Origin of the sequence: Leptospira bandrabouensis (assembly GCF_004770905.1) — a bacterium.
Classification (GTDB): Bacteria; Spirochaetota; Leptospiria; order Leptospirales; family Leptospiraceae; genus Leptospira_A; species Leptospira_A bandrabouensis.
Window position 1 is genome coordinate 154,224 of record NZ_RQHT01000015.1, and the last position, 26,102, is coordinate 180,325.

26 protein-coding genes are annotated in these 26,102 nt (G+C 36.6%); 3 read left to right on the forward strand and 23 right to left on the reverse strand.

Features of this window, described 5'->3' with window-relative positions; all coding sequences use genetic code 11:
• Positions 1-3 precede the first annotated feature (3 nt).
• The 19 genes from hisH to EHR07_RS18390 all read right to left on the reverse strand — a co-directional run bounded on the left by hisH (position 4) and on the right by EHR07_RS18390 (position 17,438).
• A complete protein-coding gene (gene hisH, locus EHR07_RS18300; protein ID WP_135746478.1) occupies positions 4-630 on the reverse strand; it encodes an imidazole glycerol phosphate synthase subunit HisH in 627 nt (208 codons plus the stop codon).
• Positions 627-1,757 (reverse strand): N-acetyl sugar amidotransferase, encoded by a 1,131-nt coding sequence (locus tag EHR07_RS18305; protein ID WP_135746479.1) that lies wholly within the window; start codon positions 1,755-1,757, stop codon positions 627-629. Before EHR07_RS18305 ends, hisH begins: the two co-directional genes overlap by 4 nt.
• Complete coding sequence (locus EHR07_RS18310; protein ID WP_135746480.1) at positions 1,754-2,470, reverse strand: acylneuraminate cytidylyltransferase family protein; 717 nt, start codon at positions 2,468-2,470, stop codon at positions 1,754-1,756. The genes EHR07_RS18305 and EHR07_RS18310 overlap by 4 nt, the downstream gene beginning before the upstream one ends.
• Entirely contained in the window at positions 2,460-3,119 is a 660-nt protein-coding gene (locus tag EHR07_RS18315) for a hypothetical protein (RefSeq protein WP_135746481.1), read from the reverse strand. Before EHR07_RS18315 ends, EHR07_RS18310 begins: the two co-directional genes overlap by 11 nt.
• An 8-nt stretch (positions 3,120-3,127) precedes the next feature.
• Complete coding sequence (locus EHR07_RS18320; RefSeq protein WP_167483395.1) at positions 3,128-3,904, reverse strand: SDR family oxidoreductase; 777 nt, start codon at positions 3,902-3,904, stop codon at positions 3,128-3,130.
• A gap of 11 nt (positions 3,905-3,915) precedes the next feature.
• Complete coding sequence (locus EHR07_RS18325; RefSeq protein WP_167483396.1) at positions 3,916-5,526, reverse strand: 3'-5' exoribonuclease domain-containing protein; 1,611 nt, start codon at positions 5,524-5,526, stop codon at positions 3,916-3,918.
• Positions 5,527-5,531: 5 nt separating this feature from the next.
• Complete coding sequence (locus EHR07_RS18330; protein WP_135746484.1) at positions 5,532-6,359, reverse strand: hypothetical protein; 828 nt, start codon at positions 6,357-6,359, stop codon at positions 5,532-5,534.
• A 144-nt stretch (positions 6,360-6,503) separates the two neighbouring features.
• The gene (gene pseI / locus EHR07_RS18335) at positions 6,504-7,556 is read right to left on the reverse strand and encodes a pseudaminic acid synthase (RefSeq protein WP_135746485.1); all 1,053 of its coding nucleotides are present in this window, start codon (positions 7,554-7,556) and stop codon (positions 6,504-6,506) included.
• Entirely contained in the window at positions 7,553-8,239 is a 687-nt protein-coding gene (locus EHR07_RS18340; protein ID WP_135746486.1) for a formyl transferase, read from the reverse strand. Before EHR07_RS18340 ends, pseI begins: the two co-directional genes overlap by 4 nt.
• Before the next feature lie 3 nt (positions 8,240-8,242).
• A complete protein-coding gene (locus EHR07_RS18345; RefSeq protein ID WP_135746487.1) occupies positions 8,243-8,932 on the reverse strand; it encodes a PIG-L deacetylase family protein in 690 nt (229 codons plus the stop codon).
• Between the two features lie 17 nt (positions 8,933-8,949).
• A complete protein-coding gene (locus EHR07_RS18350; RefSeq protein ID WP_135746488.1) occupies positions 8,950-9,411 on the reverse strand; it encodes a GNAT family N-acetyltransferase in 462 nt (153 codons plus the stop codon).
• A 9-nt stretch (positions 9,412-9,420) separates the two neighbouring features.
• On the reverse strand, positions 9,421-10,344 hold the full coding sequence (locus EHR07_RS18355) for a glycosyl transferase (RefSeq protein WP_135746489.1): 924 nt from the start codon (positions 10,342-10,344) through the stop codon (positions 9,421-9,423).
• A gap of 31 nt (positions 10,345-10,375) precedes the next feature.
• Positions 10,376-11,071, reverse strand: a complete 696-nt coding sequence (pseF, locus tag EHR07_RS18360) for a pseudaminic acid cytidylyltransferase (protein ID WP_208739879.1) — start codon at positions 11,069-11,071, stop codon at positions 10,376-10,378.
• Positions 11,068-12,252: a UDP-4-amino-4,6-dideoxy-N-acetyl-beta-L-altrosamine transaminase gene (gene pseC, locus EHR07_RS18365; protein WP_135746491.1), complete on the reverse strand. Its 1,185-nt coding sequence runs from the start codon at positions 12,250-12,252 to the stop codon at positions 11,068-11,070. The genes pseF and pseC overlap by 4 nt, the downstream gene beginning before the upstream one ends.
• Positions 12,249-14,000 (reverse strand): ABC transporter ATP-binding protein, encoded by a 1,752-nt coding sequence (locus EHR07_RS18370; RefSeq protein WP_135746492.1) that lies wholly within the window; start codon positions 13,998-14,000, stop codon positions 12,249-12,251. Before EHR07_RS18370 ends, pseC begins: the two co-directional genes overlap by 4 nt.
• A gap of 9 nt (positions 14,001-14,009) precedes the next feature.
• Positions 14,010-15,089 carry an NAD(P)/FAD-dependent oxidoreductase gene (locus tag EHR07_RS18375; protein WP_135746493.1) on the reverse strand — a complete coding sequence of 360 codons (1,080 nt, stop codon included), beginning with the start codon at positions 15,087-15,089 and terminating at the stop codon, positions 14,010-14,012.
• Between the two features lie 3 nt (positions 15,090-15,092).
• Positions 15,093-16,100 (reverse strand): phosphoglycerate dehydrogenase, encoded by a 1,008-nt coding sequence (locus EHR07_RS18380; RefSeq protein ID WP_135746494.1) that lies wholly within the window; start codon positions 16,098-16,100, stop codon positions 15,093-15,095.
• Positions 16,101-16,103: 3 nt separating this feature from the next.
• Entirely contained in the window at positions 16,104-17,051 is a 948-nt protein-coding gene (gene fcl / locus EHR07_RS18385) for a GDP-L-fucose synthase (protein WP_135746495.1), read from the reverse strand.
• A gap of 45 nt (positions 17,052-17,096) precedes the next feature.
• Positions 17,097-17,438 (reverse strand): MarR family EPS-associated transcriptional regulator, encoded by a 342-nt coding sequence (locus EHR07_RS18390; RefSeq protein WP_135746496.1) that lies wholly within the window; start codon positions 17,436-17,438, stop codon positions 17,097-17,099.
• 514 nt (positions 17,439-17,952) lie between these two features.
• Here EHR07_RS18390 and EHR07_RS18395 point away from each other — a divergent pair.
• Both EHR07_RS18395 and EHR07_RS18400 read left to right on the forward strand, forming a co-directional pair.
• Complete coding sequence (locus EHR07_RS18395) at positions 17,953-19,068, forward strand: lysophospholipid acyltransferase family protein (protein ID WP_135746497.1); 1,116 nt, start codon at positions 17,953-17,955, stop codon at positions 19,066-19,068.
• Positions 19,065-19,259: a hypothetical protein gene (locus tag EHR07_RS18400; protein ID WP_135746498.1), complete on the forward strand. Its 195-nt coding sequence runs from the start codon at positions 19,065-19,067 to the stop codon at positions 19,257-19,259. Before EHR07_RS18395 ends, EHR07_RS18400 begins: the two co-directional genes overlap by 4 nt.
• 24 nt (positions 19,260-19,283) lie before the next feature.
• On the opposite strand, the gene EHR07_RS18405 is transcribed toward EHR07_RS18400, so the two are convergent.
• The gene (locus EHR07_RS18405; protein WP_135746499.1) at positions 19,284-20,117 is read right to left on the reverse strand and encodes a TrmH family RNA methyltransferase; all 834 of its coding nucleotides are present in this window, start codon (positions 20,115-20,117) and stop codon (positions 19,284-19,286) included.
• Positions 20,118-20,125: 8 nt separating this feature from the next.
• Complete coding sequence (locus tag EHR07_RS18410; protein ID WP_135746500.1) at positions 20,126-22,141, reverse strand: oxidoreductase; 2,016 nt, start codon at positions 22,139-22,141, stop codon at positions 20,126-20,128.
• An 84-nt stretch (positions 22,142-22,225) separates the two neighbouring features.
• Here EHR07_RS18410 and EHR07_RS18415 point away from each other — a divergent pair, with 84 nt between their 5' ends.
• The gene (locus EHR07_RS18415) at positions 22,226-22,636 is read left to right on the forward strand and encodes a response regulator (protein WP_135746603.1); all 411 of its coding nucleotides are present in this window, start codon (positions 22,226-22,228) and stop codon (positions 22,634-22,636) included.
• On the opposite strand, the gene EHR07_RS18420 is transcribed toward EHR07_RS18415, so the two are convergent.
• The gene (locus EHR07_RS18420; protein WP_409035756.1) at positions 22,633-25,212 is read right to left on the reverse strand and encodes a PAS domain S-box protein; all 2,580 of its coding nucleotides are present in this window, start codon (positions 25,210-25,212) and stop codon (positions 22,633-22,635) included. The two genes, EHR07_RS18415 and EHR07_RS18420, sit on opposite strands and share 4 nt — an antisense overlap.
• A 120-nt stretch (positions 25,213-25,332) precedes the next feature.
• On the reverse strand, positions 25,333-26,091 hold the full coding sequence (locus EHR07_RS18425) for an SDR family NAD(P)-dependent oxidoreductase (RefSeq protein ID WP_135746604.1): 759 nt from the start codon (positions 26,089-26,091) through the stop codon (positions 25,333-25,335).
• Positions 26,092-26,102: the final 11 nt, after the last annotated feature.

A 26,102-nucleotide genomic window follows, 5' to 3' on the forward strand; every position in this document is an offset into this window, starting at 1 on the left:
GTTTTATATGGAAGATAAAAAACTTCTAAAAAGTTTCAAACCACTGATATGGCTTTTTTCAGGATGGAATTGTACACCAAATATATTATCCTTTTGAACAGATGCTGTGATCTTGGCTCCGTAATCACACCAGGAAGAAATAAATTTCGATTCGCATTCGAAATGATAACTGTGATCAAAATAAAAGTGAACATGATCGGAATTATTTTTAAATATTGGCTCTTCCTTTGCGATATTTATATCATTCCAACCTACGTGTGGAATTGGAAATTGATTGTTTGTATCTATTTTTTTCACTTGTCCTGGAATCCAGTTAAGACCTTCATGAAGTCCATTTTCTTCTGAACTTGTTGCAAAGAGTTGCATACCGAGACAAATTCCAAGAATTGGTTTTTTCTTCACCAATACTTGTTCATTCAAAACCGGTGCTAATTGCCTCTTTGCAAGCTGTTTGCACGCCTCATCAAAAGCACCAACTCCAGGAAAGATGAGAGCATCCATTGCCTCAATCTCACTTTCCTTGTCTGTGATCGATATTTTCGAATAATTTAAGTAAGAAAGTGCATTGAAAATGGAGCAGGTATTGCCGACTCCGTAGTCAATGATACCAATTTTTAATTTGGTATTCAAAGTCCCACACCTACCGTAAATTTAGGTTTGTATTCACCCAGTGATACTTTTTCAAATAGATCCCTATTCACTGATTGATCCAGCTGTTCCCAAAATTCCCTAACAGTGATGCCAATGTAATTTGCAAACTTTTCAATATAATAAGGAGAACAGGTTCCATCATATTTTTGAACCAATGAAATGCCTTCTTCCCGAGTCATTAATCCATTTCGTATTTCTTCGTTCACGTAATCAGTCACTCTACCAAAACCATATTTTAGATATTTTATCATTTGGTTAAAAGTCACAAAATCGTCATCTAAAGCGGTAACTCCATACGGATCTCCAATTTCCCAAGGTTTATCATCTCTTATTTCTAAACCGCGTAACATTGAAAATATTCCATTATTGACAAGTGACCAATCCTTCCAAAAATAACCTAGAAAAGTAATTCGTAAGTTAGCTTGTTCCATTTCTTCAGGACTCGGATAACAATACTGGAGGATTTGATTTTTTTTGATTTCCTCTGAAATAATCCAAGTTATATCACCGCCATTCAATGTATTCATTTTTCGAAGGTTGTTACCATCACTTCCGCTTTTTCCTAAGATTGCTGTTTCACCCAATTGTAAGGCAGAATTCTCCCCCCACCAGATAAGTGGGATCTGGTAGGCTATCGCAAATTTGGGAACACTGCTAAATAAAGCTAATTCCGTAGATCGAAAACTATTGGTATACTGCCGAAAACCTTTTCGCTTTAGGTCTCTCCAAATCCCAGGTGCAGGATTGATAGTAACACAATCAAAACCATGAGAAATCATATTGGATATATTTTCGACTCCTCGCTGTGTGACCTGTTCCGGAGGATAACCTAGCGAAACCAGGAGTGGCTTCATTTTTAAGGTTTCTTTAACAAAGAGTGCTTGCCTTAGACTGTCTTTCCCACCACTAACACCAATGATACAATCATATCCAGAATGATTATTTGCCTTACCAAAGCTGACAATCGCTTCCAACTCACTTTTACGGTCTTCCCAATCTACGTCTTTTAACGATTCATGGTATTTACATGCAGGACAGATCCCATCACTATGAAAGACAGAATTTGGTCTTGTATCTGGTTGTAGGCAAGATTTACAAAATTTCATAATGTGTGAAATTTTTCTTTCATAAGAACTTCAGCAACTTTGAAATCAATCACCGAATTAATATCATGTCCCGAAATAGAATCCGTAAGATAAGCATAGGAATCATCTGTAAATATAGATCCATTCTTTGCAAAACAATCCCATTCAATCACCGACGTTGAACCACTAGGTTGATAATATGTCGGTAATTCTTGACGGTTCTTTAACTTTACGTCCTCGGATAAAAAACCAGCCAAAGACTTATTTTCAGGAATCGTATTGCAATGAAGAGGATTTGCTTTTGCTTCCATCATTGTTACATAAGCTTTTGCTTTTGGATTATTAGACAAAGCCTCAATCACTAAATCAATTTCGATTTCATCCCGTAATGGATGGGTAGGTGTGAGAATAACAATATAATCGTATTTAACCCCCTCTTGTTTTTCGAAATATTCCATTGCATGGAAAATTGCATCTTCTTGTTTTGCTTTATCACCGGAAATATTATCTGGCCGCTTAAAAGGTACATCAGCACCGAACTCCTTCGAAACTTTTATAATTTCCTCAGAATCCGTAGTTACAACCACTCTATCAATGTAATTCGATTTCATAGCAGCCAGTATTGTCCAAGCAATTAAAGGTTTTCCTTGTATCGATTTTATATTTTTACCTGGAACTTCCTTCGACCCACCTCTCGCTGTGATGATACAAACAACTGATTTATTATTTATCATACTTCAATCTAAACCTTTTTTTATTTTTCTCATCTATTGTATAATACACTAGTTTTTCTAAATAACTTGAAACCTTTTCATTATACTTATGTAGTCTAGGACATACTTCATCTATCACAACATCTATATGATATTGTTCAAGATCGAGGAAAACCCAACTCAATGTATTATCTAATTTATCGAGTGCTTTAAACAATAGCAGTTCAGGGGAATAAAACTCAATTTGATCGTAGAATTCTTTTCGATATTCTTTATCTTTTTCCCGTTTCCTATCTATTGAAATAGTTTGAATTTTTTTCAAATTTTCTGAACTAATGTTTAGGCCATCTTGGATTTGTAACTCAATTACATTATGGCTTAACCCAAACAAAACGTCTTGAATCGTAGGCTCTGATATTAGAGAAACATAAGACATTGTCACACGAATCGGATGATTCATATAATTCTGGTATGGTTCATCAGTTAGCTTCTTATCAATGGAATGAAGCAACTCATCTAAAGTATCTACTTGTGTTAACCCAAACCGAACAATTTCATTTTTCAACGTCCTAAAATACTCATTCGTATCGAAACCAGCAGAATGAAATTTATATTCTATCTCTTCATCAAAAGGACGAAACTGGAAAAAGCTATTTCTTTGATCGACCATAGACGTCATCAGTGGCTCCTCAAAAGCCCCCCATCAACAGGAAGACTTAAACCATTTAAAAAGCCGGCATTTGGTGAACATAAAAATGCAATAATTTCTCCAAACTCTAATGGCTTCGGGAAATAACCCGTTGGGAAAAGCTGATTTGAATTATTGATAATTTCATCAACTGATACATTTTTCTCGATTGCCTCCCTCTTTGATAATTCATATGTGCGATCAGTTAAAACACCACCAGTTAGTATAGAATTACTGGTGATTCCGTGTTTTCCATACTCGCGTGAAACTGTCTTACTATAGGCACCAACAGCAGCCCTAGTTAAATTGGAAAGAATCATACCTTCTTCTGGTTCTCTTGCGGTAGTAGAAGTTAAGTGTATCAACCTGCCCCACTTTTTTTTGACCATAAAGGGTAAGGCCAATTGTGAAGTTAAAATCTGGATCTTCAAATTTACATCCAACGAGCCTTGCAGGTTTTCCTCAGTCATTTGTTCACAAGGAATCGGAGAAGGACCCGGTGAATTGGTGATCAGGATATCTACTCCGTCTAAGGAATTGAACAAATCCGATACTTTCTTTAAATATTCAGTTATATTTTTGGCATCAGCTTCTAGTATACTAGGCCTGATATTTGTTATTGAATAAATTTCACTAGATGCAATTTCTAAATTTGCCTTATTGGAAGAAGAAATTGTAACATTTGCTCCTTCTGCTGCTAAAGCAGTTGCAATCCCCTTTCCAATTCCCTTACTTGAGGACATTACAAAACACTTTTTATTTTTCAAACCAAGATCCATTAATAAAACATCCTTTTAAACTCAATTAGATTCGAAAATTTCTTATTTAAATCATACATATATCTTCTATCTCTTCTAAGGAAAAAATATTCGGTAATTGTAAATAAATCGAAATAAATCCTAGCAATACCATAAAGATTAAAATCGAGCAGAATATCTTGCGATATTTTCCTTTTTTCTAAAATTGGTCTAATCTCACTTTCAAACTTTCGCTTAAATTCACTTAAATTCATTTGTTTCGTAAAAATACTATGACGACAAATTTTAAAGACACAGTGAATTACAGAAATCCCTACATTCGAAAAACAAAGATCTTCAAGATCAATAAACCTAACTTTTGAATCATCAACAATCACATTAGAATGGTTTAAGTCAGCATGAACAAAAGCATTCGAAGAGAATTTATCACTATTTTCAATGACCTTCTCCAATTCAAAGATGATTTCATCATAATAGGTTTTTATATAATTTCCGATGGGAGCTGATACTTCACTTACAATCATATCGAGAAAAAAGGCCTTATCTTTCCAGAGTTTAAGAACATCTACATTCCATACCGAATAGTCTAAAGTAACCAATTTGGAATCCAAATGCATACTATTAAGTAACTCAAATAGATTCATCGCTGAATCGATAATATTTGTTAATTTTTCAGGCCGTCCATTAAATGGCTGACCGTCCAGATACGGATACATTATAAAACTAAGATCAGAAGTATTAAAAACATAATGTTTCTCTCCTGATACTGATAGTGGCCGAATCATAATATCTTCCGGAAGGAAATTCAACAATTCTGATTGAGTTTCTACTATTCTTGATTCAGCTAAAGGAAATGACCTAAGAATGTATTTTTGATTTTTCTGCTCTACAATATAAACAGAGCTTTGTTGGTTCTGTTTGGAAATTTGTTTAATAGAAAATGGATCATTCGATAAAAAGTTTTCTATGGCATTAGAAAACTGCGGTTCATTCTCCACGTGACTTGCGGTGAAAATTAAGTTCGTTTCTTCAGAAAAAATAATTCCGTCAAACAAAGCCAAACCGATTCGTTTCCTAAATTGATAAAGAATATCGCTTTCTAAAACTAACCTTAAAAAACAACTTCTCAACAATTCTGCGTCATATAACGCATTATGCTTTTTCCCTACTTTATCTAACATTGCATATTTTTCCTTATCAAAGGATGACAAAGATACTCCGGCTGCCACAAGTAGAGTACAAAAATCAATATGTTCAGCATGATTTAGATAAGGTGGAAGATCATAAAGGAAATGGAATTGAGAAGGATCCTCTTTGAAATTTTTCCAAAGATTAAACAATAAAATAATATCGTTTGTTTTACCGAAAGAAACTAGGGATATTTTATCATCGCCAGCTTGTTTCTCTAACCACACACGAATACCTTCGGCGGTTTCCTTACTTGATACGCTTTTAGAACTATCGATCATCGAGAGGACATTTTCTTTTAGCCAATCACTAACCTGGGATTGGTCATAATCATTCAGAGTAAAGTATGCACTTTCTCCTGAAAGAGTGACCAATCCAATAGAAACCAAAGTAGTGTCGGCTCTCTCCCCGGTAAATTCTGTATCAAAAAAAACTAATTTCACAAAACTTATTTTAGAAACCTAAGAGATTCTTTCTGTAAATCATCGAAGCCTTCAAACTTCATTTCACCAAGATTGACAATCGGGCAGGAATCCTTTAATATAGAATTACCCGGTGTAAACATTATATCCATAGTCATTCTATAGTTCTTTTCAGTTGCATACATTCGATGAAGCCCACTGCCACCATCAAAAACATAAACAGTTCCCTTGGGACCGATACAATGTGTTATCTCATAATTTGCATTCACATATTCTTCACTAGCTATTCGGTAATGAAGTCCAAAATATTTTTTGTTGGACTTTCTTGCAAATAACATGTGTGGATCATCCATTCCCACATCTTTTAGCAAAATATGATACTGTCTTAAGTTTGGAGTATCTAGATGATAAAAGTTTGCAAAACCTCCATCTTTATATTTAGTTTCTCCAATATTTTTAGATGTAATGTCAGAAAACCCTGGATAAGTAATATTTAATGCTGGTGATGCCCTTAGATATTGTTGGGTGCCAGTATATTCACATAACATTTGCAAAATATTTGAATCAAGCACACTTTGAAATAAAGGTTCCTTAATCGAAAGTGAAAAGATCCGCTTATAGTCCTTATCGTCTTTTTCAATCTTTTTGAAGAAATAATCATAGTTTTTCAGGATTTCTTCGGCCTCCTGTGAGAAATATGATTTTATAACGACAATACCGTTAGATTTAAATTCATTTAAATAGGAATCGTATTCTTTCTTAGAAAGTTTAGAATTTAGTGCAACTTTCTTAAAGGTTTTTCTTCTGGAATATTTTAGATGGATTTTATAGAATTCTTTCTTTAGTAAATCCAAAAGAAAGATTTCCAGTTTATTTCCAGCACCCGCTAAAAAATCTCCATAAAAAAGGTTGGTATCTTTTTTCCGAAAGTAGTTATCTATAAAATTTAGAATCTTTATCTTCATATTAGTTTAAGCTCGCATTCAATAAATTTCTTGTCACCCCAACATCTCCCAACTTAAACCAGTTCCCCTCTTTACATCTTGGTTCACTCTCTTACCCATCACGACATCAAAAAATTTTGGTGGCAATCCATAACCTGGACGTATGCTCCTCACATTTTTTTCAGTGATCACGTCGCCAGCTTTTATATCTTCCACGACATACAAAGACCTTCGAAACACTAAGGATGCTTTCTCTTTTTCGGTAGGTCCGTAATTAATTTTACCCATTGCCTGCCAGGCTCTTTCCGTCTCAATGACGAGGGCTTTCAACTCTGCTGGTTCCATCGAAAACGTAGAATCGACTCCTCCATCCTCTCTTCTTATGGTAAAATGTTTTTCGATCACAACCGCACCTAAGGCAACACTTGCAACAGAAACACCAATCCCCATTGTATGATCGGAAAGACCAACTTCACATCCGAATAATTCACGTAAGTGCGGGATTGTAAGTATATTCGTAGTCTCAGGAGTTGCAGGATACGTACTCGTACATTTTAAAAGAATAATTTGTTCGTTCCCAGTGCTTCTAATAGTTTCCACTGCATCAGCAATTTCCTGCACAGTTGCCATTCCAGTAGAAACGATAATCGGTTTACCGGTGTTTGCTACCTTTTTGATGAGAGGAAGATCCACGTTTTCGAAAGAAGCAATTTTGTAAGCAGGCACATTTAATTCTTCCAAAAAATCAACTGCGGTAAAATCAAAGGGACTACTAAAACAGAGAATTCCTTTCTCTTTACATCTATCCATAATCGGCTTGTGCCATTCCCACGGAGTATATGCTATTTTATATAAATCATATAGCGAACTCCCCCTCCATAAGCTCTTTGGATCAGAAATAAAAAAATCTCCATCCGATTTCTCAATCGTCATAGTATCAGATGTATAAGTTTGAATTTTTAACGCATGGGCACCAGCTTCTGCGGCAGCATCAACGATTTCAAATGCTCGTTCAATTGAATGATTATGATTTCCCGACATTTCTGCAATGACAAATGGTTTTACGTTACTTCCTATGATATGTTTCCCTATTGAAAATTGACTCATTTATCGTTACTACCTTTTAAAACAAATTCTACTTTTGCGGTTAGTTTGCCATTCGAAAAGTCGGCTTCATTGAAGCACAACTTATAATTACCATAGTTAATAAATGCATAAGGATAATCATCTGCATCAAGCATTCTGATAAAGTTATAAAGTCTACCAATATCTAAGTCACTAGGTAACTCGCTTTCTTCTGGCTTTCTTCTCTTAAAAAATGTAGGTTCACCTTTTTGAGGAAAAGGCTGATGTGATTCTGTCACTAATTTTTTAATAATTTCCCAACTTAGCTCTGATGCTCTTAAGTATATTTGCCGAGCAGAACCATCTAGACTCAGTGGCAGTTTGAGATACACTGGTCCTGAATCTAAACCTTTCTCCATCCTCAATGCTGTTAAAACAGTATTTTGATTTCCTGCTAAGATCAAATTTTGAAGAGGAGAACCTCCTCTACCGTATGGAACATCAGTCATATGGAAACAAACACATTCATAATTATTTATAATATCCTCAGGGACAATCCAGCGCCAATGGGGAAAGAAAATGAATTTTGGACTGAAATCCTTAAGTTCGGTTACTAATTTATCTGGTGTGTCTACAAATCGCCAATTTCCATCTATGTTAGAAGAATATTTTTCGTAAAGCTCCCTGTTCCAGCTCCCAACACTTGCTACCAAATATGATGACATAGTTTACTTAATAACTCTTCCTGCAATAAACGCTTCGGCAAAATTTGCTCCAATTGAAGCTCCTCGCCACTTTGCCAGAGCCTCAACAGCTTCAATTGAACGAGCGTGTGGAAAATTCCGCATTTCGGAATCGTAAGACAAAAGTGCCTCTTTTTTCTTTTTAAAATGTGAATTTCCTAGCTCAAAAAATACATTAGGTTGAAAATATATACCATTCTGAATTTGCCACTCAGTACTAGAAGGAACTTCAAAAAAATAGAGTTCTCTTACCGAATGACCTGGAATTGGTCTGCAAGCTGTAACGACAGCTTCGTTAACAACTCTATGATCAATATTTAAGTCATTTCCAAAGTGGGTAAAAACGATCGATGGATTCAATTCATCTAATTTTTCTTCGATAACCTTTATAACATCCAATCTATCAATTGAATCCATTCGATTATCGGGAAAATCCAACAATTCAATTGATTTTGCTCCTACGACTTCCGCAGATTTTTTTGCTGAAATAGCTAAATCACCTAACTCCGTAACTTTGGAATTTCTATCACGAATTACTTGCCTACTAGTCAATCCTTCTGCCAAAATTAAAATATGAACGTTGTGACCTTCCTCCGAGAGCCTAGCCATTGTACCACCGCAGCCCAAAATCTCATCATCAGGGTGTGCGGCTATTGTAAGTATAGTCTTCTTCATATCTGTATTCTTCCGCTTTAAATATTTTTTTCAAATACTATCTTATTCGAGCCTTTAGAGTTAATTTTAAACCCATTTGAAAGGAAGCTCTTTTGAGATGCAATATTCTCTGTTTTAACCTCTCCAATTAAAGAGATTTTGTTCTTCAATAACTGATTTTCTAAATACTCGCATCCTAATTTAATTATATGCTTTCCCAATCCTTTGCCCCGGTATCTTGCATCTACTGAAAAGTCAATTCTATAAGTTTTTGTTTTATTCTCTTTATCAAATCGGATCTGACCGATTGGCTTTTTTTCAAATTCTAAAATAAGTATTATTGAATTTTTATCTTTAATTTTATTTTCAAACCAAACTAGATGATTCTTCCATTCGATCGGCTTCGAATCAAACGAATTTTTTCTAACTTCAGGTTCGTTAACCCAACCAAATAGAAGTTCGCTGTCACTAGTGGAAACAGGTCGAAGGTGAAGGTCCAATTTTTATACCTAATCGATATCCGTTGTGTGAAAGAAGTTGTTTTTCAGTATCTCTAAGAGTTCATTTGGTTCTCTTATGACTTGGCCTTTTTGAAACTCCACAAAACCACGAATATTTCCTTCTTGATTCTCTGCGGTTTTAATCATCACCATCGGAACTTTACATCGATCCAATTCATAAGTGGTTTGCCCACCTGCGGTGATCGCAAAATCCATTTGAACCATTAAGTCCCGCATTTGAATGGCAGAAAGATTTTTATAAAAGAATGTATTTTTATCAGATAACTCTTTTAGTTTCATTTCGTTCGTAAAACCAGGTCCAACAACCAAATGTTTCTCTAGTGCGGGAAAGTTTTTCACGAAAAGAGAAAGAATCTCTTCGGAAAATAAATGTGGGTCGCTCCCACCAAGTGTCACCAAAATCTTCTGGGGGGGAATATTTCTCTTTGGTATTTCAAATTTCTCTCGAAATGGTTTTCTCAGTAAAACCCTGTCTTTACCTGTTAAAATTTTGTATTTTTCAGTATTGTATTCTAAATAAAGGCCAGGATAACCGGGATTTAAAATTGTGGATCCGACGGGATACTTAAGACGGCAGTCGTCATCAATACAAATCAGTTCAGAGCAATAATCCTTTAATGTATTATAAATTTCTAATTCCGCTAAATAAGAATCGACGTAAAAAATGAAACCACTTAGATCTGTTGTTTGGTTATACTCATCCAGAAATTCTTTTAACTGATTTTTTTCTTTCCAATTGATGGACTGGACCTGGCATGGAAAACTCCAATTTGAAGATGTATGATCTGTATGTAAGATCATTTGAATGGAAGACTCACCCTCTTCCAAAAGTTTTTCGGCAAGTGCCGTACACCTTCCCAAATGACCAAGTCCCGTGGTAAGGAGTGCTTCCGTGAAAATCAAAGTAGCCATTGTGATATATTTTGAATGATCAATGCAAAAGTTAGTTCATACAGCTAATCATCTTATATAAAACTTCTGCTCTTTCCCAGTCGTCCTGTGTGTCTATATCTTGTACTCTCCATCTCGGAAGTTCAACAATGGAAGACCAATTGTCAAATATCCTTTTGCCTTCAAGCCAAGCACTTGGCTTTCCAAAATAAAACTGACCGGCATCATGGAAGGCTTCTGGCAAATCCTGAGACCGAGTACCAAAATGTTCCGGAAAAAACATTTCTATATTTCCATCTGTATCTTTTTTAAATCCTCGAAAGATAGGAAATCCAAAGGAGGTGGCAGAAAATACATACTCCCATCCCCCTTCACGGAAACTCTTTTCAGCATTGATCAAATCATTTTTCAAAATAAATGGGGCAGTTGCGTAGATACAAGCGACACAATCGGTGGTTATGCCTTCCCTTATCATCCATTGAATGCCATGAGCAATCACAGGAATCGTTGCTGTCTGATCGTCAGACAACTCACTCGGTCTCATAAATGGAACTTCAGCACCGTAGTGCCTGGATACTTCTGCAATTTCTAAATCATCTGTTGATACAATCACCCTATCAAATAACTTCGATTGGATGGCAGTTTCTATCGAATAGGCAATCATGGGTTTTCCATGAAACAATTTGATATTTTTGCGAGGGATTCTTTTACTCCCGCCACGCGCAGGAATGATACAGATATTCGTCAAAACAATACCTGATGCCCAATGGGAGTAATCAAAGTTTCTTTCACTCGGTCCATGTCTTCATTCGTTAACTCTGGATATATGGGAAGGCTGATACATTGATTATAATAAGATTCTGCATTCGGAAAAGAAGAAGGCAGAAACGAATATTTTTTCTGATAGTAAGGTTGGCGATAAATCGGAATGTAATGTACGTTTACAAGGATCCCCCCTGCTCTCAATCTTTCAAATACTACTTTGCGATCGGCTAACATTTCTTTTTCTTTTACCTGAATCACGTATAAATGTAAGGAGGAATGATTGTATTCCATTTGCTTTGGTAAAATCAAAGGCAGATCATTTAATATCTTATCATAATATTTTTTAATTTCTTGCCTTCTCTGAACTATCGAATCTAACCTTTTTAATTGCGAAACACCTAAAGCTGCTTGCAGGTCATTCATTCGGTAATTATAACCCAAATCGATTTGTTGGTAATACCAAGGACCATCGGGTGGCTCTGTCATTTCTTTAGGGTTTCTTGTGATTCCATGACTTCTCAGTCGGTAAATGGTATTTGCCAATTCGTCATCACTTGTTGTACACATACCACCTTCCCCAGTGGTAATAATCTTCACAGGATGAAAACTAAACACAGTAATGTCACTGAACTCACAGGAACCTACTTTATGATTTTTGTAATTACTACCAATTGCATGGGAAGCATCTTCGATAATACGGAATCCAAATTCTTTACTTAATGCGAAAATTTTCTCCATGTCGCAACTTTGACCAGAAAAATGAACTGGGATTACCACTTTAGGTAGTTTGTTTTCTAACTTAGCTTTTTCTAATTTCAAAGAAAGTGCATCAGCAGACATATTATAGGAAACAGGATCAATATCGACAAAGTCAACATCTGCGCCGCAATACAAGGCACAGTTGGAACTGGCAACAAAGGAAATGGGACTAGTCCATACAATATCACCAGGGCCAACATTCAGTGCTAAACAAGCCAGATGAAGGGCTGAGGTGGCACTATTAACGGCAATTCCATTTTTTACACCTACGTATTCGCATACCATCTTTTCAAACAACGGCACAAGTGGTCCTTGCGTGAGAAAATCAGATTTTAGAACCGATACTACTGCATCGATATCTGACTGATCAATACTATGTCTTCCATAAGGTATTTGGTTTTTCATGTTTGTTGGATCACTTTCCCTTCGGATAATTCAATTTTTTGGTCGCATCCATCTATCGTAGACAACCGATGTGCAATTATAAATATCGTAATCGATTTATCTAACGAATCAATTGATTCCATAACTGCTTTTTCCGTGTCGTTATCTAATGCACTTGTTGCTTCGTCTAAAAAAATCACTTCCGCATCTTTGTATAATGCTCTTGCGATCCCTATTCGTTGCCTTTGTCCACCGGATAGTTTTACACCTCTCTCTCCGACAAACGTATCATAACCATCTGGTAACTGCTCGATGTGCTCAGAAATTTGCGCTTTCTTCGCTGCAATTTTTAATTTTTCAAAATCGATTTCTTCTTTTCTATAACCAAAGGCGATATTTTCGGCAATGGAAGAATCTGACAAAAAGATATTTTGTGGAACATGTGCTAGGTTGTTTTGCCAGAGTCTTAGATTTTCTTCATTCAACTCAATTCCATCTACATGAATATTACCTTTGGAAGGTACAAGAAGCCCCATCAGTAAATCCATAAGTGTACTTTTTCCACTTCCCGTTTGTCCAACAATTCCAACCCTACTTCCTTTAGGAATTGTTAAACTCACATTTGAAATTACATCTTTCTTAGATTCCTCATACGCGAAACTTATGTTATCAATTTTTATATTTTGTTTGAAAGCTAATTTTCCAATTGGTCGATTTGAATTCGCCGTCTTGATCGGTTGATTCAAAAGCTCTACCACATTCGACAAATTTTCCCGACCAGACCTAAGATTTGACCAAGAATAATAACTTTGTTGTAATATAGGTAAAACCCTTTGCGCAGCAATGGCTAGTGATCCCAAAATCGGAAGTGCAGACATTAGTGAATCATTTGATCTTCCGAAATGATATGCAAATATTCCAATCAAAGCCATTCCCAATGATTCCACTACATACCGAGGACTGGCACTATAATAATAATTTTCCGCAGAAGCTTTTCTATAAAGTGAATCTGAAACACGGTAGGTGTTCAAAAAATAACTTTGTGTTCCATCTAACAAAATATCGCGGATCCCACCCATACCTTCCTGGAGAGATTTTTGAACAGTTGTTAAATTTTTTGTTAAAATTTCTCCATTTTTTTGGAGTTTTGTTTTTGAATACAATGCAACAAAAATATAGAGTATTATAAAAAACGAAAAAGAAATCAAAGTAGTCTTTGTATCTATCACCAACAATCCAACAATGATAAATAATAAAATAACTACCGAAGAAAGCAGAGTCAGAATGGGAGTAACAATCTGAGTAACGACGCTACTGGCCTTTGACGTAATTCCTGTGATCACCTCTGCACTATTACGGTTAATATGCACATAATAAGGTTGAAAAAGTGTTCTTTTGTATATTTCGTAACTGATGTCTGCACCAATCCCAAAAGACAATCTAGTGGTGGCGTAAATTAATAAAAGTCTCATTGCTCCAGAAACCAAAGAAGCAAGTATAAACCCAGCAGTCACATAAACTAATACAGTAGAAGCGTCATTTACTTCCAATACCCTCCACAAAAACTGAAGTTCTTCCAATTTAAAAATCTGAGTGGGATTGGTAAGAGCAGCTAAAAAAGGTACGACTGCACCTATACTAAAAATTTCTGCAAAAGATGTGAATATGATTAATACGAACAATAAAAATAATTGATGTTTTCTGCGAGGCTTAATTGAACTCCAAAAACTAAGATATAGTTCATCTAAAATCAACCTAGAGAATTTCACAAACCTATCCTAACCTACCATCCTTACTACTTCCTCTGCAATCGCAGGAGAAGAAGTAAGCCCAGGGCTTTCAATCCCTAATAAATGGATCCAATTAGATTCTTTATGAATCACAAAATCTTTCACTGCGTCCCCATTCAAAAACAATCGAGGCCGTAACCCTACGTATCCCTCACTCAAATCTTCTTCTTTATAAAAATCTATGGTCTTTCGCAAAGACTCATAATAAACACTTCTTTGAGTATTGATCGAATAATCTTCTTTTGAAGAAGCCCAATTTGAATTGGGGCCTGCGTATGCATCTCCCCCCAAATGGAAAGTATAATGAACACCCAATGCTGTAGAAGTCTTCATGGGCAAAGGATAAACTAAAGTTTCATAGGGAAGTTGTTTGTTTAATCGGAAATATTCACCTTTATTGGGACGGATTTCATAGTCGTTTCCTTTTGAATCAGATATTAATAATTCATCCGAATATAAGCCGCATGCATTTACAAATATATCAGCTTCAATTTCTTCTTTTACATTTGATTGTAAGTCCAATGCAAAAACTTCATCGTTTTCTCTAACTACCTTCTTGTTTTTCAAGACTTTAACGCCGGCCTCTTCTCCCAATTGCCACAATACTTTTAAGTAAGAAGGGACATCCACAATTCCTGTTTTTGGAATCCAAAGTGCAGATTTTCCCAATACATGTTTCCAATAATTTCCGGGATTTGACTTTAGTTCTAAATTTGGGATTCCGAGGCTTTTTCCATTGGCAAAGAGTTTTTCAATTTCATTTTGTTTGTCTTTCTCTTCTGTTAATGTATCTGATATTCCAGTGGTAATGACTTTCCCACAAATGGAAAAAGGTATCTTATTTTTTTCAAAAAAAGGAACAGCAAGTTCATAACCGCGAAAACATAACTTTGATTTTAATGAGGTTGAATCGTAATATATACCGGAATGTAACACTCCTGAATTGCGACCACTAATGCCATCACCTGCATTTTCCGATTTTTCAAATACATAAACTTCGAAACCAGCTTTTGCAAAAAGATAAGCGATCCATGAACCGATGATTCCAGAACCAACAACAATCACCATCCCCTAAACCACTCTCTCCCAACGCCCACCATTAAAAAACCCAACAACATTTTCTGATGCTTCTCTTTCCATATCTTCTCTACAATCGTTGGAACAAGAACCCATATGTTGGGTCAAAATCACATTTTCTAAAGTAGATAACGGCCCTTTATATGGTTCCTCTTCAAATACATCCATAGCAGCAGCGGAAATTAAATTCTCTTGTAAAACTTTATATAAATCGTTTTCATTTACGATTCCACCTCTTGCGGTGTTGATTAAAACGGCACTCGACTTCATGAGTGACATCTTTTTATAATTGAGTAGGTTTTTTGTTTGTGCAGTCAAAGGCACATGAATCGTAATCGCGTCAGACATTTTTAACAAACTATCTAAATCAACTTGTTTAATAGTAGTTGCGTCCCAATTTTTTCCTAAATCACGGTTCACCTGATAAAGGTTAGAAGCGACATCACTAAGCAAACGAATCGAATCTTTCATTTCGATTAAATCACAAACTAGAATTTCTTTTGGTAAATAACCTAAAAGATGAGAAGCAACTCGCTTTCCAATCCTTCCAAATCCCAAGATCCCAACCGTAGCTCCACCGATTCGCTCGCCGTATGGTCTTGTCCACTCACCTTTTCGGATTTCCCTATCTGCATACGTAACCTTTCGCATGGCATCTACGATCAGGCAAACTGCTAGTTCCGATACTGCTGGTGAAACTGCATCGGGAGTATAAGCAACGGCAATTCCCTTTTCTTTACAAAGACCAAGAGGAACACTATCGAGACCCACACCGACTCGTGAAATCAATTTTATAGATTTCGAATTGGTGACGAGATCCGTTAGATCCTCTGTACCAGCAATCAATGCATCAAAGTCACGGGCAGACTCAGATACTTCAATGGGTTTCATCTTTCTGCCAAGCGGGTTTACCATAACCTCATGCCCATTAGATACTAAAATATCGAGAGCTACTTTACTTGTGCGACAAAATGGAAATGTAGAAACAAAAACTTTAGCCAATGTTTATTTTCCGTTTTCTAGAAAGTCATTGTAGGCTGCTCGAACTCCGTCTTTTAATTCCACTTCATGTTTCCAACCCATCTTGTGAAGTTTAGAAACATCCAATAGTTTTCTAGGAGTTCCATCTGGTTTCGTTAGATCAAAAGTCAAATTGCCTTCGTAACCAACTACACTTTTGACAGTTTCTGCTAATTCTTTAATGCTTACTTCAATTCCAGAACCAACATTTACATGTTCCCCACCTTTCGGATCTGTGGTTACATCATAATTTTGCATCAGAAAAATACAGGCCCTAGCCATATCATCAGAATACAAAAACTCACGTAATGGTTTGCCTGTTCCCCAAATTACAACTTCTGGTAATTTTTGAATCTTTGCTTCGTGGAAACGACGAAGGAGAGCAGGTAATACATGAGAATTTTCTGGATGATAATTATCTCCTGGACCATATAAATTTGTAGGCATTACGGATATGTAATTTGTTCCATACTGACGATTGTAGGATTGACACATAACGATACCGGCAATTTTTGCTACCGCATAAGGTTCATTCGTTGGTTCTAGCTTACCATCCATTAATTGCCCTTCATCCATAGGTTGTTTGGCAAATTTTGGATAAATACAGGAGGAACCTAAAAAACATAATTTTTTCACACCGTTTCTATACGCGGCATCAATGATATTATTTTGAATTTGTAGGTTTGAAAATATAAACTCTGCAGGATAAGTGTTATTTGCATGAATCCCGCCTACTTTAGCAGCTGCTAAAAAAACATATTCAGGTTTTTCCTTTGCAAAAAAATCGTACACTTGCGTTTGATCTGCCAGGTCCATCTCTGCATGAGTCCTACCAATGATGTTCTTAAATCCTTGTTGTTTGAGTAGTCGAACCAGTGCAGATCCGACTAAACCCTTATGCCCAGCTATATATATTTTGGAATCTTGATTCAATTGACCCTGCCTTAAAAATAATTAACTTTCTCATTGATACGAGCATTATGCTTCCAAACTTTCTAAGTTGCCACCTAACTTTTCTACTTCGCTACGAAGGGCTTCGTATTCTCTTTTTTTAATTTCATAAAAATGGAGAGTCATATGAGCCTTTTCTTCGATTCCTCGCGGCGTCAGTAAATAGGTGTAAGAAAGTTTATTTTTATTATTACGAAAATTATTCATTTTGATTAGGCCCTTATCTAAAAATGCCTTCAAAATATAGTTCACCTTTCCCAAACTAAGGCCCAAAACATCCGATGCGTCTCTTTGGGACAAATGCGGATTCTCCTCAAGTAACTGAAGTAATTTGAGGTGGTGGTCGCTGTATTCGTAATTTTCTTTCATGGAGGTGGTTTGTGCCCTTTGGGGATTCCCTAAAAGGGAATGGCACTTACGAAAAGGGAACCCTAGGCATAGCTTCGCCCCCTGAGTCCCATTGTTTTTACAAAATGTGTTCAGTATTTGAACAAAGTAAAGAAATTTTTTTGTTCAGAATTTGAACCAAAAATGCCAACGTAGATGCCTTCGAGAGCCCCTCTCTTCAAGGAAACATTCCTCTTCACTGAAATACCAATCAGATTACCATTGGAACACCAACTAAGATAGATATAGAAACAAAACTTTGGTCCACAGTTCAAAACTGTTTCCTCTATTCACTTACCAAATTTACAAATTGTAAATCGATCACCCTTGGACGGAAACGTTTTTCACACAAAACTTCCATTAGGTTTTTTAATCTTTGTTCTCATTTTCGAAAACTACAAATTTCGGATTTACCGATTCCTTTGACTACAAATCGGCAGTGATTCCAATCAGATTGCAATTGACTTTTCGGTAGGCAAAAGAGATACCATTCGCAATGAAACCAAAAAAACATACGGTTCCTTATGATTTCCTTATCAGATTAGTAAGTTTAGGAAAAGGGGTGGTTTTCCATTCTGTAGAAGAAAATTTTTCAGACAATGTGGAACATTTTGAAACACCCTACCCGTCTGCATTACTTTGCAACCATGTTTCTGAAGCGGACGTTGTGTCTCTTTCTATGGTTTATCGTAGACTCGAACCCAAAATCAAAATGATCATTCCCGCAAGAGAAGACATCTTACAACCTGGATTTCTGCAAAAAGAATTTCGATCCAAAGGAATTTTAAAATGGATTTTGCGACTGATAGATACATCCAAAATCATTCCTTTTTTATTACGATACATTGGTGCTGTACCGATCAAACGTCCTTTCCGAGATAATGCCCGAGCACTTTTAAAATCTGGAGAGCTAAGGGATAAGGTAGACAGCGAATGGACAGATCTAGTCGCAAATATCAAAAGGGGCCGCAATTTATTTATGTTTCCTGAGGGTACCTATAGCCATGACGGTTTTTTAAACCAAATCAAACGTGGTGCCTACTACATCAGATCAAAAATAGATAGTTTGCATTTTAATAGTTTCACATTGACTTATGACCACCTCTCCTATCAAAAGACAAAACTATACATTAAATATGGTAAACCCTTCCATATTGAATCAAACCAGACGGCAGACCAAGTGGTCCGACTTGTAGGTGAAAAACTTGGAAAAAATTACACAGTTACACTTGGGAACCTAACTTCCTTTATACTACTGAAGTTCGGTAAAGAAACCAAAATCAAAAAGGACCAATTGATCGATCTACTGATTAAAATCAAAAAACAGATAGAATCTAAGTTTCCCGAAATCACTGTAGCTTCCGAATTAAAAAAAGAAAGTTTTCATACACAACTTGAATCTTTATTTACCAAACTAAAAAAGTTTAAACTTGTTGATTGGGAAGAAGATTCAGTACAAACAAAAGAAATTTTGTATCATTTTCCAAAATCAAATCATAATTTAAAAAAGACAAATATTGTCTTGTATCACAGAAATCAGCTAACAGCCCATCTTAATCATTTAGAACAAGTTTGGGAGGGTCTTTTTTTAGAACCAAGGAGTTTCCAATGAAATCCATGAAGCCTATCCGTTTCGTTTTATTTCTTAGTTTGTTTTTTGTTGGATGCGGGACAATTTCGAGAGGTTGTGCCAAGTATTTCGGTTACGATGAAGTATGTGTGGATGGCGTGAAATATATCCAGTTTACTTCAGGAGCCAGCGTAAAATACAATCCCAATGGCACGGTGGCCACTTGTCGTTAATATACAAAATAGATATCTTTTCCTTTACTGAAGACTTTTGGCGTTTTTTCTTACTTCCCAAAGTAAAATAGAACCTGCACAAGAGACATTGAGCGAATTCACTACACCAAACATAGGTATGTTGACAATTGTGTCACATAAAGATTTTAAGTGAACGCTCATTCCTTTGGCCTCATTTCCTAAAATGATAAGAATCGGTGGTTTTAAATTTTGATTTCCTAAAGATTGAGATCCCAAGGAATCGGTTCCAACAACCTGAAGACCACACCTTTCTTTTTCTGTTTTGAGAAAAGTCTCCCATCTGGAAAGTGATTCCACAAAAATTAATTTTGTGTGAAACAAACTCCCTAGGCTTGCACGAACTACCTTGGGGTCATAAACATCAATGGAATGTCCTAAAACAAAAACAGCATCCACTTGGAAAGCATCGGCAGAACGTAAAATGGAACCAAAGTTACCCAAGTCGCTAGGCCTATCAAAAAGTAGATAAAAAGGTTTATCCTTTTTTTCAAATTTTAAATCAGAAAAATCATACTGTCTGATTTTTGCAGTCACCATCAACTCCGATGGGTTTTCTTTTTCAGAAAGTTCTCCAAACAAATCGGGAGATATTTCGATTTGTTTGGCAAAAGAAAATTTCTGTAACACTGATTCTCCCCAATGGGATAACTTCATACCATCGCTAAATAAAATACGAGTGATTTCCCAACCAGCCTCTATCAGCTGTTTTATGCCTTCCGTTCCTTCAACAAAAACTTCTTTTTCTTGGCTTCGTTTGGAACGATTGGTTCGTAAAGCTGATAGAACCTGAAATTCAGCATTTCTGACGCTGATTTTAATAGGTCGTTTACCACTCATAACAATGGTTAAATGGTAACAGCAAGCCTTGTTCCCTGGTCAATGGCACGTTTCGCATCAAGTTCGGAAGCTAAATCCGCTCCACCTATTAAATGGACGGGGATATTGGCTTTTTGCAGTGGTTCCAAAAGGGTTCGGTTTGGATCTTGTCCCGCACAAACCACAACTGTATCACATGGAATTTTTTTGGTTTCACCTTTTACTTCGATGACAATTCCATCTGCTTCTATTGATTTATAACTGACACCAGAAATTTGGGTTACCTTACGATCTTCTAGAGTGGTTTTATGAATCCAACCAGTCGTTTTGCCAAGAGTGGAACCAAATTTACTATTGGACCTTTTCAACATTGTCACTTCACGGTCTGAACGTGGAGTTTCTTTCGTACCGAGCCCCCCGTCCTTTGTGATCTCTTGGTTAATACCCCATTCTTTTAAATAATTTTCTTTAGTAAAGGGATGGCCTGCATCAGTTAGTAATAAACTTACATCGTAACCAATACCACCAGCTCCCATAACGACAGCTTTTTTTCCTACCGGTTTACCTTTCAGAACCACATCCACATAACTTAAAACATTTTCTCCCTTAATTCCTGGAATTTCAGGAGTTCTTGGAATAACACCAGTGGCAAGAACAACTTCATCAAACCCTTGTTTAATGAGGTCTTCCGCAGAAACGTAAGTATTTAGTTTCAGTTGCACTCCATGTTTTTTTACCATTTCACCAAAATAACGGATGGTTTCTTTAAACTCTTCTTTACCTGGGATTCGACGAGCGATATTCAATTGACCACCAAGTTCCTCACCGGCATCATACAAAGTTACAGAATGTCCACGTTCTGCAAGTGTTGTAGAACAAGCCATTCCTCCAGGACCTGCTCCCACTACCGCAATCTTTTTAGGATGGGAGGTTTTCTCAATCACCAGTTCCGTTTCATGACAGGCTCTTGGGTTCACCAAACAACTGCAGATTTTTCCTTGGAAAATATGATCGAGACAAGCTTGGTTACAAGCAATACAGGTATTAATCTCGGCAGCTTTTCCTGCGGCAGCTTTATTAACAAAAAAAGCATCCGCAAGGAATGGCCTTGCCATAGAAACCAAATCTGCATCTCCACGAGATAAAACAGATTCCGCAACTTCAGGAGTGTTAATTCGGTTTGAAGTAACTAAAGGAATGTTCACATGGCCTTTGACTTTAGCAGTTACCCATGTAAATGCCGCACGAGGAACCATCATAGCAATGGTAGGAATCCGAGCTTCATGCCAGCCAATTCCTGTATTGATAATCGTTGCTCCTGCTTTTTCGATTTCCTTCGCTAAAAAAAGAACTTCGTCGATATTACCACCTTCTTCAACTAGATCTAACATAGACAAACGATATATAATAATAAAATCAGTCCCTACACGTTTACGAACTGCCTTTATAATTTCAATAGGGAACTTAATTCTATTTTCAAAACTTCCCCCCCATCCATCAGTGCGGTTATTGGTTCGTTTTGCGATGAATTGGTTGATGAGGTAACCCTCACTCCCCATAATCTCTACTCCATCATAACCAGCTAACTTAGCCAATTCGGAGCATCGGGCAAAATCTTCTATGGTTTGAAAAATCTCCTCTTCTGTTAAGGGGTGAGGTTTGAACATATTGATAGGAGCCCTTAAGTTGGAAGCCCCTACAATTTTATCATGATAACCATAACGGCCTGTGTGAAGGATCTGCAAGGCAATTTTGCCACCTTCTTTGTGGACAGCATCTGTCACCACTCTATGGTGTTTTGCCTCTTCTTCCGTATCCATCACCCCTCCACCACGGGAAACTCGGCCCGCTTCATTGGGAGCAATTCCACCAGTGACGATCAGTGCAACTCCTCCCTTGGCCCTCTCTCCGTAAAAGGCAGCCATTCGTTCATAACCGTTGGGAGCTTCCTCAAGACCCGTGTGCATAGAACCCATGATGGTCCTATTTCGTAACGTCGTGAATCCAAGCGATAAAGGGGACAAAAGATTGGGATAAGATGTCATATCGTACAAGAATAGAAAATGGAAGAATTTGGCAAGATTTACTTGCAATTCAAAGAAGAACAGGTAAAACAATCTCCTGTGGTAATTGAGACTGGAACTAAAAATAAAAAAAATGCGATTCTCTTTGTAGATGATGAATCCATAATATTACTAAGTATGAAGTCTCAAGTAAAACAACATTTCGGAGAAAGATATAAATATCTAACTGCCGAAAACGCAAATGAGGCTTGGGAATTGCTTCAGGAGTTGGAAGGAGAAGGCAAATCAGTTTCGATCATTATTTCTGACTGGTCCATGCCTGGGATGAATGGCGATGAGTTTTTAAGAAAGGTTCACAAAACTTATCCACAGATCGAAAAAGTCATCATCACCGGATTTGCAGACCAAAAATCGATTGAAGATTTGAACTCAGAAATTGGTCCTATTTCTTGTTTGAAAAAACCCTGGGATGAAGAGGAGTTAATTTCAACCATCTCCCACGCGATGCATGACTAACTCTGTTTAGGCAGATATATAAAAAATATAGTTTCACCTGGAACGGATGTTAGCTCAATCCTCCCAGCATGGCGTTTGACTATTTTATTCACAATGTCAAGTCCAAGTCCACTTCCTTCCCCAGGCGCTTTGGTAGTAAAAAAAGGTTCAAATATTTTTGATTGGATTTCTTTCGGAATTCCTGGCCCCGAATCCTTTAATGATACTAAAATTTCCGAACCTCGATCTTTCACGGCAATTTCTAAATTACCATCAAATGACATTGCTTGTAAGGCATTATAAATCAAATTAGTCCATACATGTAATAAATCATCCGGATAACATTCAATAGGTGCTACTGGATCAAAATCTTTAACTAAATTGATTCCTCGTTTTAATTGGTTTTGGTATATCGTGAGTACAGTTTCAATGGTATCCGGAATGGATGCTAGATTCTTTTTTCCTGTTGTATCAAAATGTGAAAAATTTTTCAAAGCATACATAATTTTAGAAACTCGATCCACTGCCAATTGAATGGATCTTGTGTTTCTTCTAAATTGAATTTCCAGTGATAAATAATCTAAAAATACTTTTATATAATGAGATCGAAATAGAGGTAAATAACTCGGATCAATTTCTCCGATTCCAAGTTCCACCCAATTTTCTGCAAATTCTTCCGCACTTCGCAAATCAAAACCATCTGCCAAAAATATTTCTTTGTTTCTTTTTTTACGTAAACGTTCTTCTCTACCCGTATAAAATTCAATCGGTTGATCCAGATTGGCAAGTATCGATTTAACAATTTTTTGTTCTGTTTGGGGCACAGAAAGTATGGCTTCCCGAAACAATTGGGAGGCAAGACCATAACGTTTTTGCCAATCCAACATATTTTGATTCGAGGCTTTTACTGCACCGATAGGATTATTTATTTCGTGGGCTATCCCTGCAATGAGCTGACCTAAAGCTGCAAGTTTTTCTGATTGGATGAGCTGTTCTTGTGTTCTTTTTAAATTTTCAAAAGCGGATTCTAATTCTAGTTTTTGTTTTTCGATTAAATCGTTTTTATCTCTTATTTCCGAATTGATGAGGCGTAGTTCCTCCACCTCTTTCAATGGACTCAAATCAAAAATACTATAAGCAATTGAATTACTATTTTTATACAGAAACCTTTTGATAGAAACCAGAGCTGGAAAAAAATCTCCATTTTTCTTACGACAAACAATTTCAATGGAGCCGGTTCGGTTAGCTGCAATCATTTCACGAATTTTGCGAAGAGAGGAGATCGACAAAAGATTTCGAATTTTTAATTTAGATGTGTCTTCCAAGTCATAACCAAATAACTTTTGGAATGCAAAATTTGAATCCTTTGCGATTAGTCCATTTTCATCAAAAATCAAAAATGCTTCTGTAGAAAACTGATAAAAAGCTTCAAACCTTTCATCCGAAATTCGTAGCGCCTCTTCATTTAATTTTATCTCTGTTATGTCGAGAACAGTACCTCTCATATTGATAGGTGTACCATCTTCGGATCTAGTAATTTTTCCAAGGGCTTCCACCCAATGTACTTTCCCATCAGGATGATTGATTCTATTTCGCAAACGATAAGCAGTACGATCTAAATCTTCCATGAGAAGTGATGTTTCTTTGGCTAATAACTCCAAATCATCTTTGTGAGTAAGTTCTAAAAATAGGTTCTCTGTAACCTCAAAATTTTCGCCAGGAAATCCATAGATACGATAGGTTTGAGGTGACCAATAAATCGTTTTTGCTTTTATGTCCCAACTCCAAATTCCCATTTTGGCAGCATCGAGCGCCATCACAAGTCTAGACTCTGATTCTTTTAAGGCAATATTTGCTTCTATTTGTTTGGTTCTATCAATCATGGCACCAAACATGCGATAGGCTTCCCCTTTCTCATTATAGAGAAAAATACCATTATCTTCTATATAAATATATTTTCCAGTTTTAGTCTTATAACGATATTCTACTGTGAATTTTTTGTGGTTAGATAAAGCTTCCTCGAAGGCTTGTAAAGTTGTCTCCCTATCATCCTGATGAATGCAATCTAACCATTCTTTATATCCGAATTTTTGGTATTCATCTTCTGAATAACCTGTGATTTCTTGGATCGCCCCACCCCAAATATTCTCTCCAGTCTGCACATCCATATCATATACCATACTTAACGAAAGTTCGGTGATGGTCCTGTATTTGGATTCGTCATATTCTATTTTTTTTTGTTTTACAACATTTTCTGTAATGTCTGTTATTAAAAAAACAAGAAGGGAAATTTCTCCTGATTTGTCAAAAACAGGAGAACCATTAATAGATAAGTATTTTTTGTTACCGGAGGCATCTTCTATCGCATGGCGAATGTCTGTGACAGGCTTTTTGGTCTTTAATACAACATTAAAAGGTTGGTCTTCCTCTCTCCAAGGCCCTCCATCCAAAGAAGTATTTTTCCATTCAGGGGCATCATAGGTCCTGGAAAGAATATCATTTAATTTAATCCCAAGGACCGATTCTGAAGCAGGATTGGCATACCGAATCTGCCCTAGAGGATTGAGAACGATCATAGCAGTAGAACTGACATTCATGATGGTTGTCAGTAGCTCGACTTCGAAAAAGGTTTCCTCCTCAGACAAATGGCGTTCTACCGGCTTTCCGATTTCTTTTGACTCTCCCTTTGTAAACTTAGATTCCACGCACAAATAGACTTATTTTTTTAGGGAATCCAATTTACCTGCCTCGATTTTTTGGTAAATCGGAAGGATCAAAAACAAAAAACGATCTAAGATCTGGATGAATCGGAATAAAAAGGAAGGATATACTTCTTTCGCATTGCACCTGATCCCTTTCACCACCTTTTTGGCCACAGTTTCCGCTGATTGGCTAGGAAAAGGAACGGGAACTTGTTTGCCAGCTGAATCAAAGAACTTCGTTCTTGTTGCTATGGGATACACAACCATCACCCGATTTCCTGGTTTTAATTCAAAACGGTAGGCGTCGATAAAAGAACGTACCGCAGCTTTTGTGGAAGAATACGTAGCATAACCTGGTAAGGCCAAATGACTCATTGCCGAGGCGGTTACAATAAAGAAAAATGGTTCTTTTCTCGTTAAGTTTAATGTAACCAATGTATATAGTGGTGAGAAAACGTTTGTTCGATAGATACGATCAATTCGATCCCAATCCGCATTTTTTATGACCTCATAATAAGCAAAACCTGCATTCGCATAAAAAATATCAATTCCACCAATTTTTTTATCTGCCGTTGTCAAGAGTTGGTCTAAACTTTCTTTTTGGGAAACGTCACCTTGGTAAGGAATTACATTTGGATGGACCGGTATATTTTTTTCGTTTAAATCACAGGCAAGAATCTTGACGCCATCATACTTTAACATCTGCAAAACGGTTTCTTTGCCAATTCCAGACCCTGCGCCAGTGATCACGATTCTTTTGTTTTTTAGTTCCATTGGCGAAACAT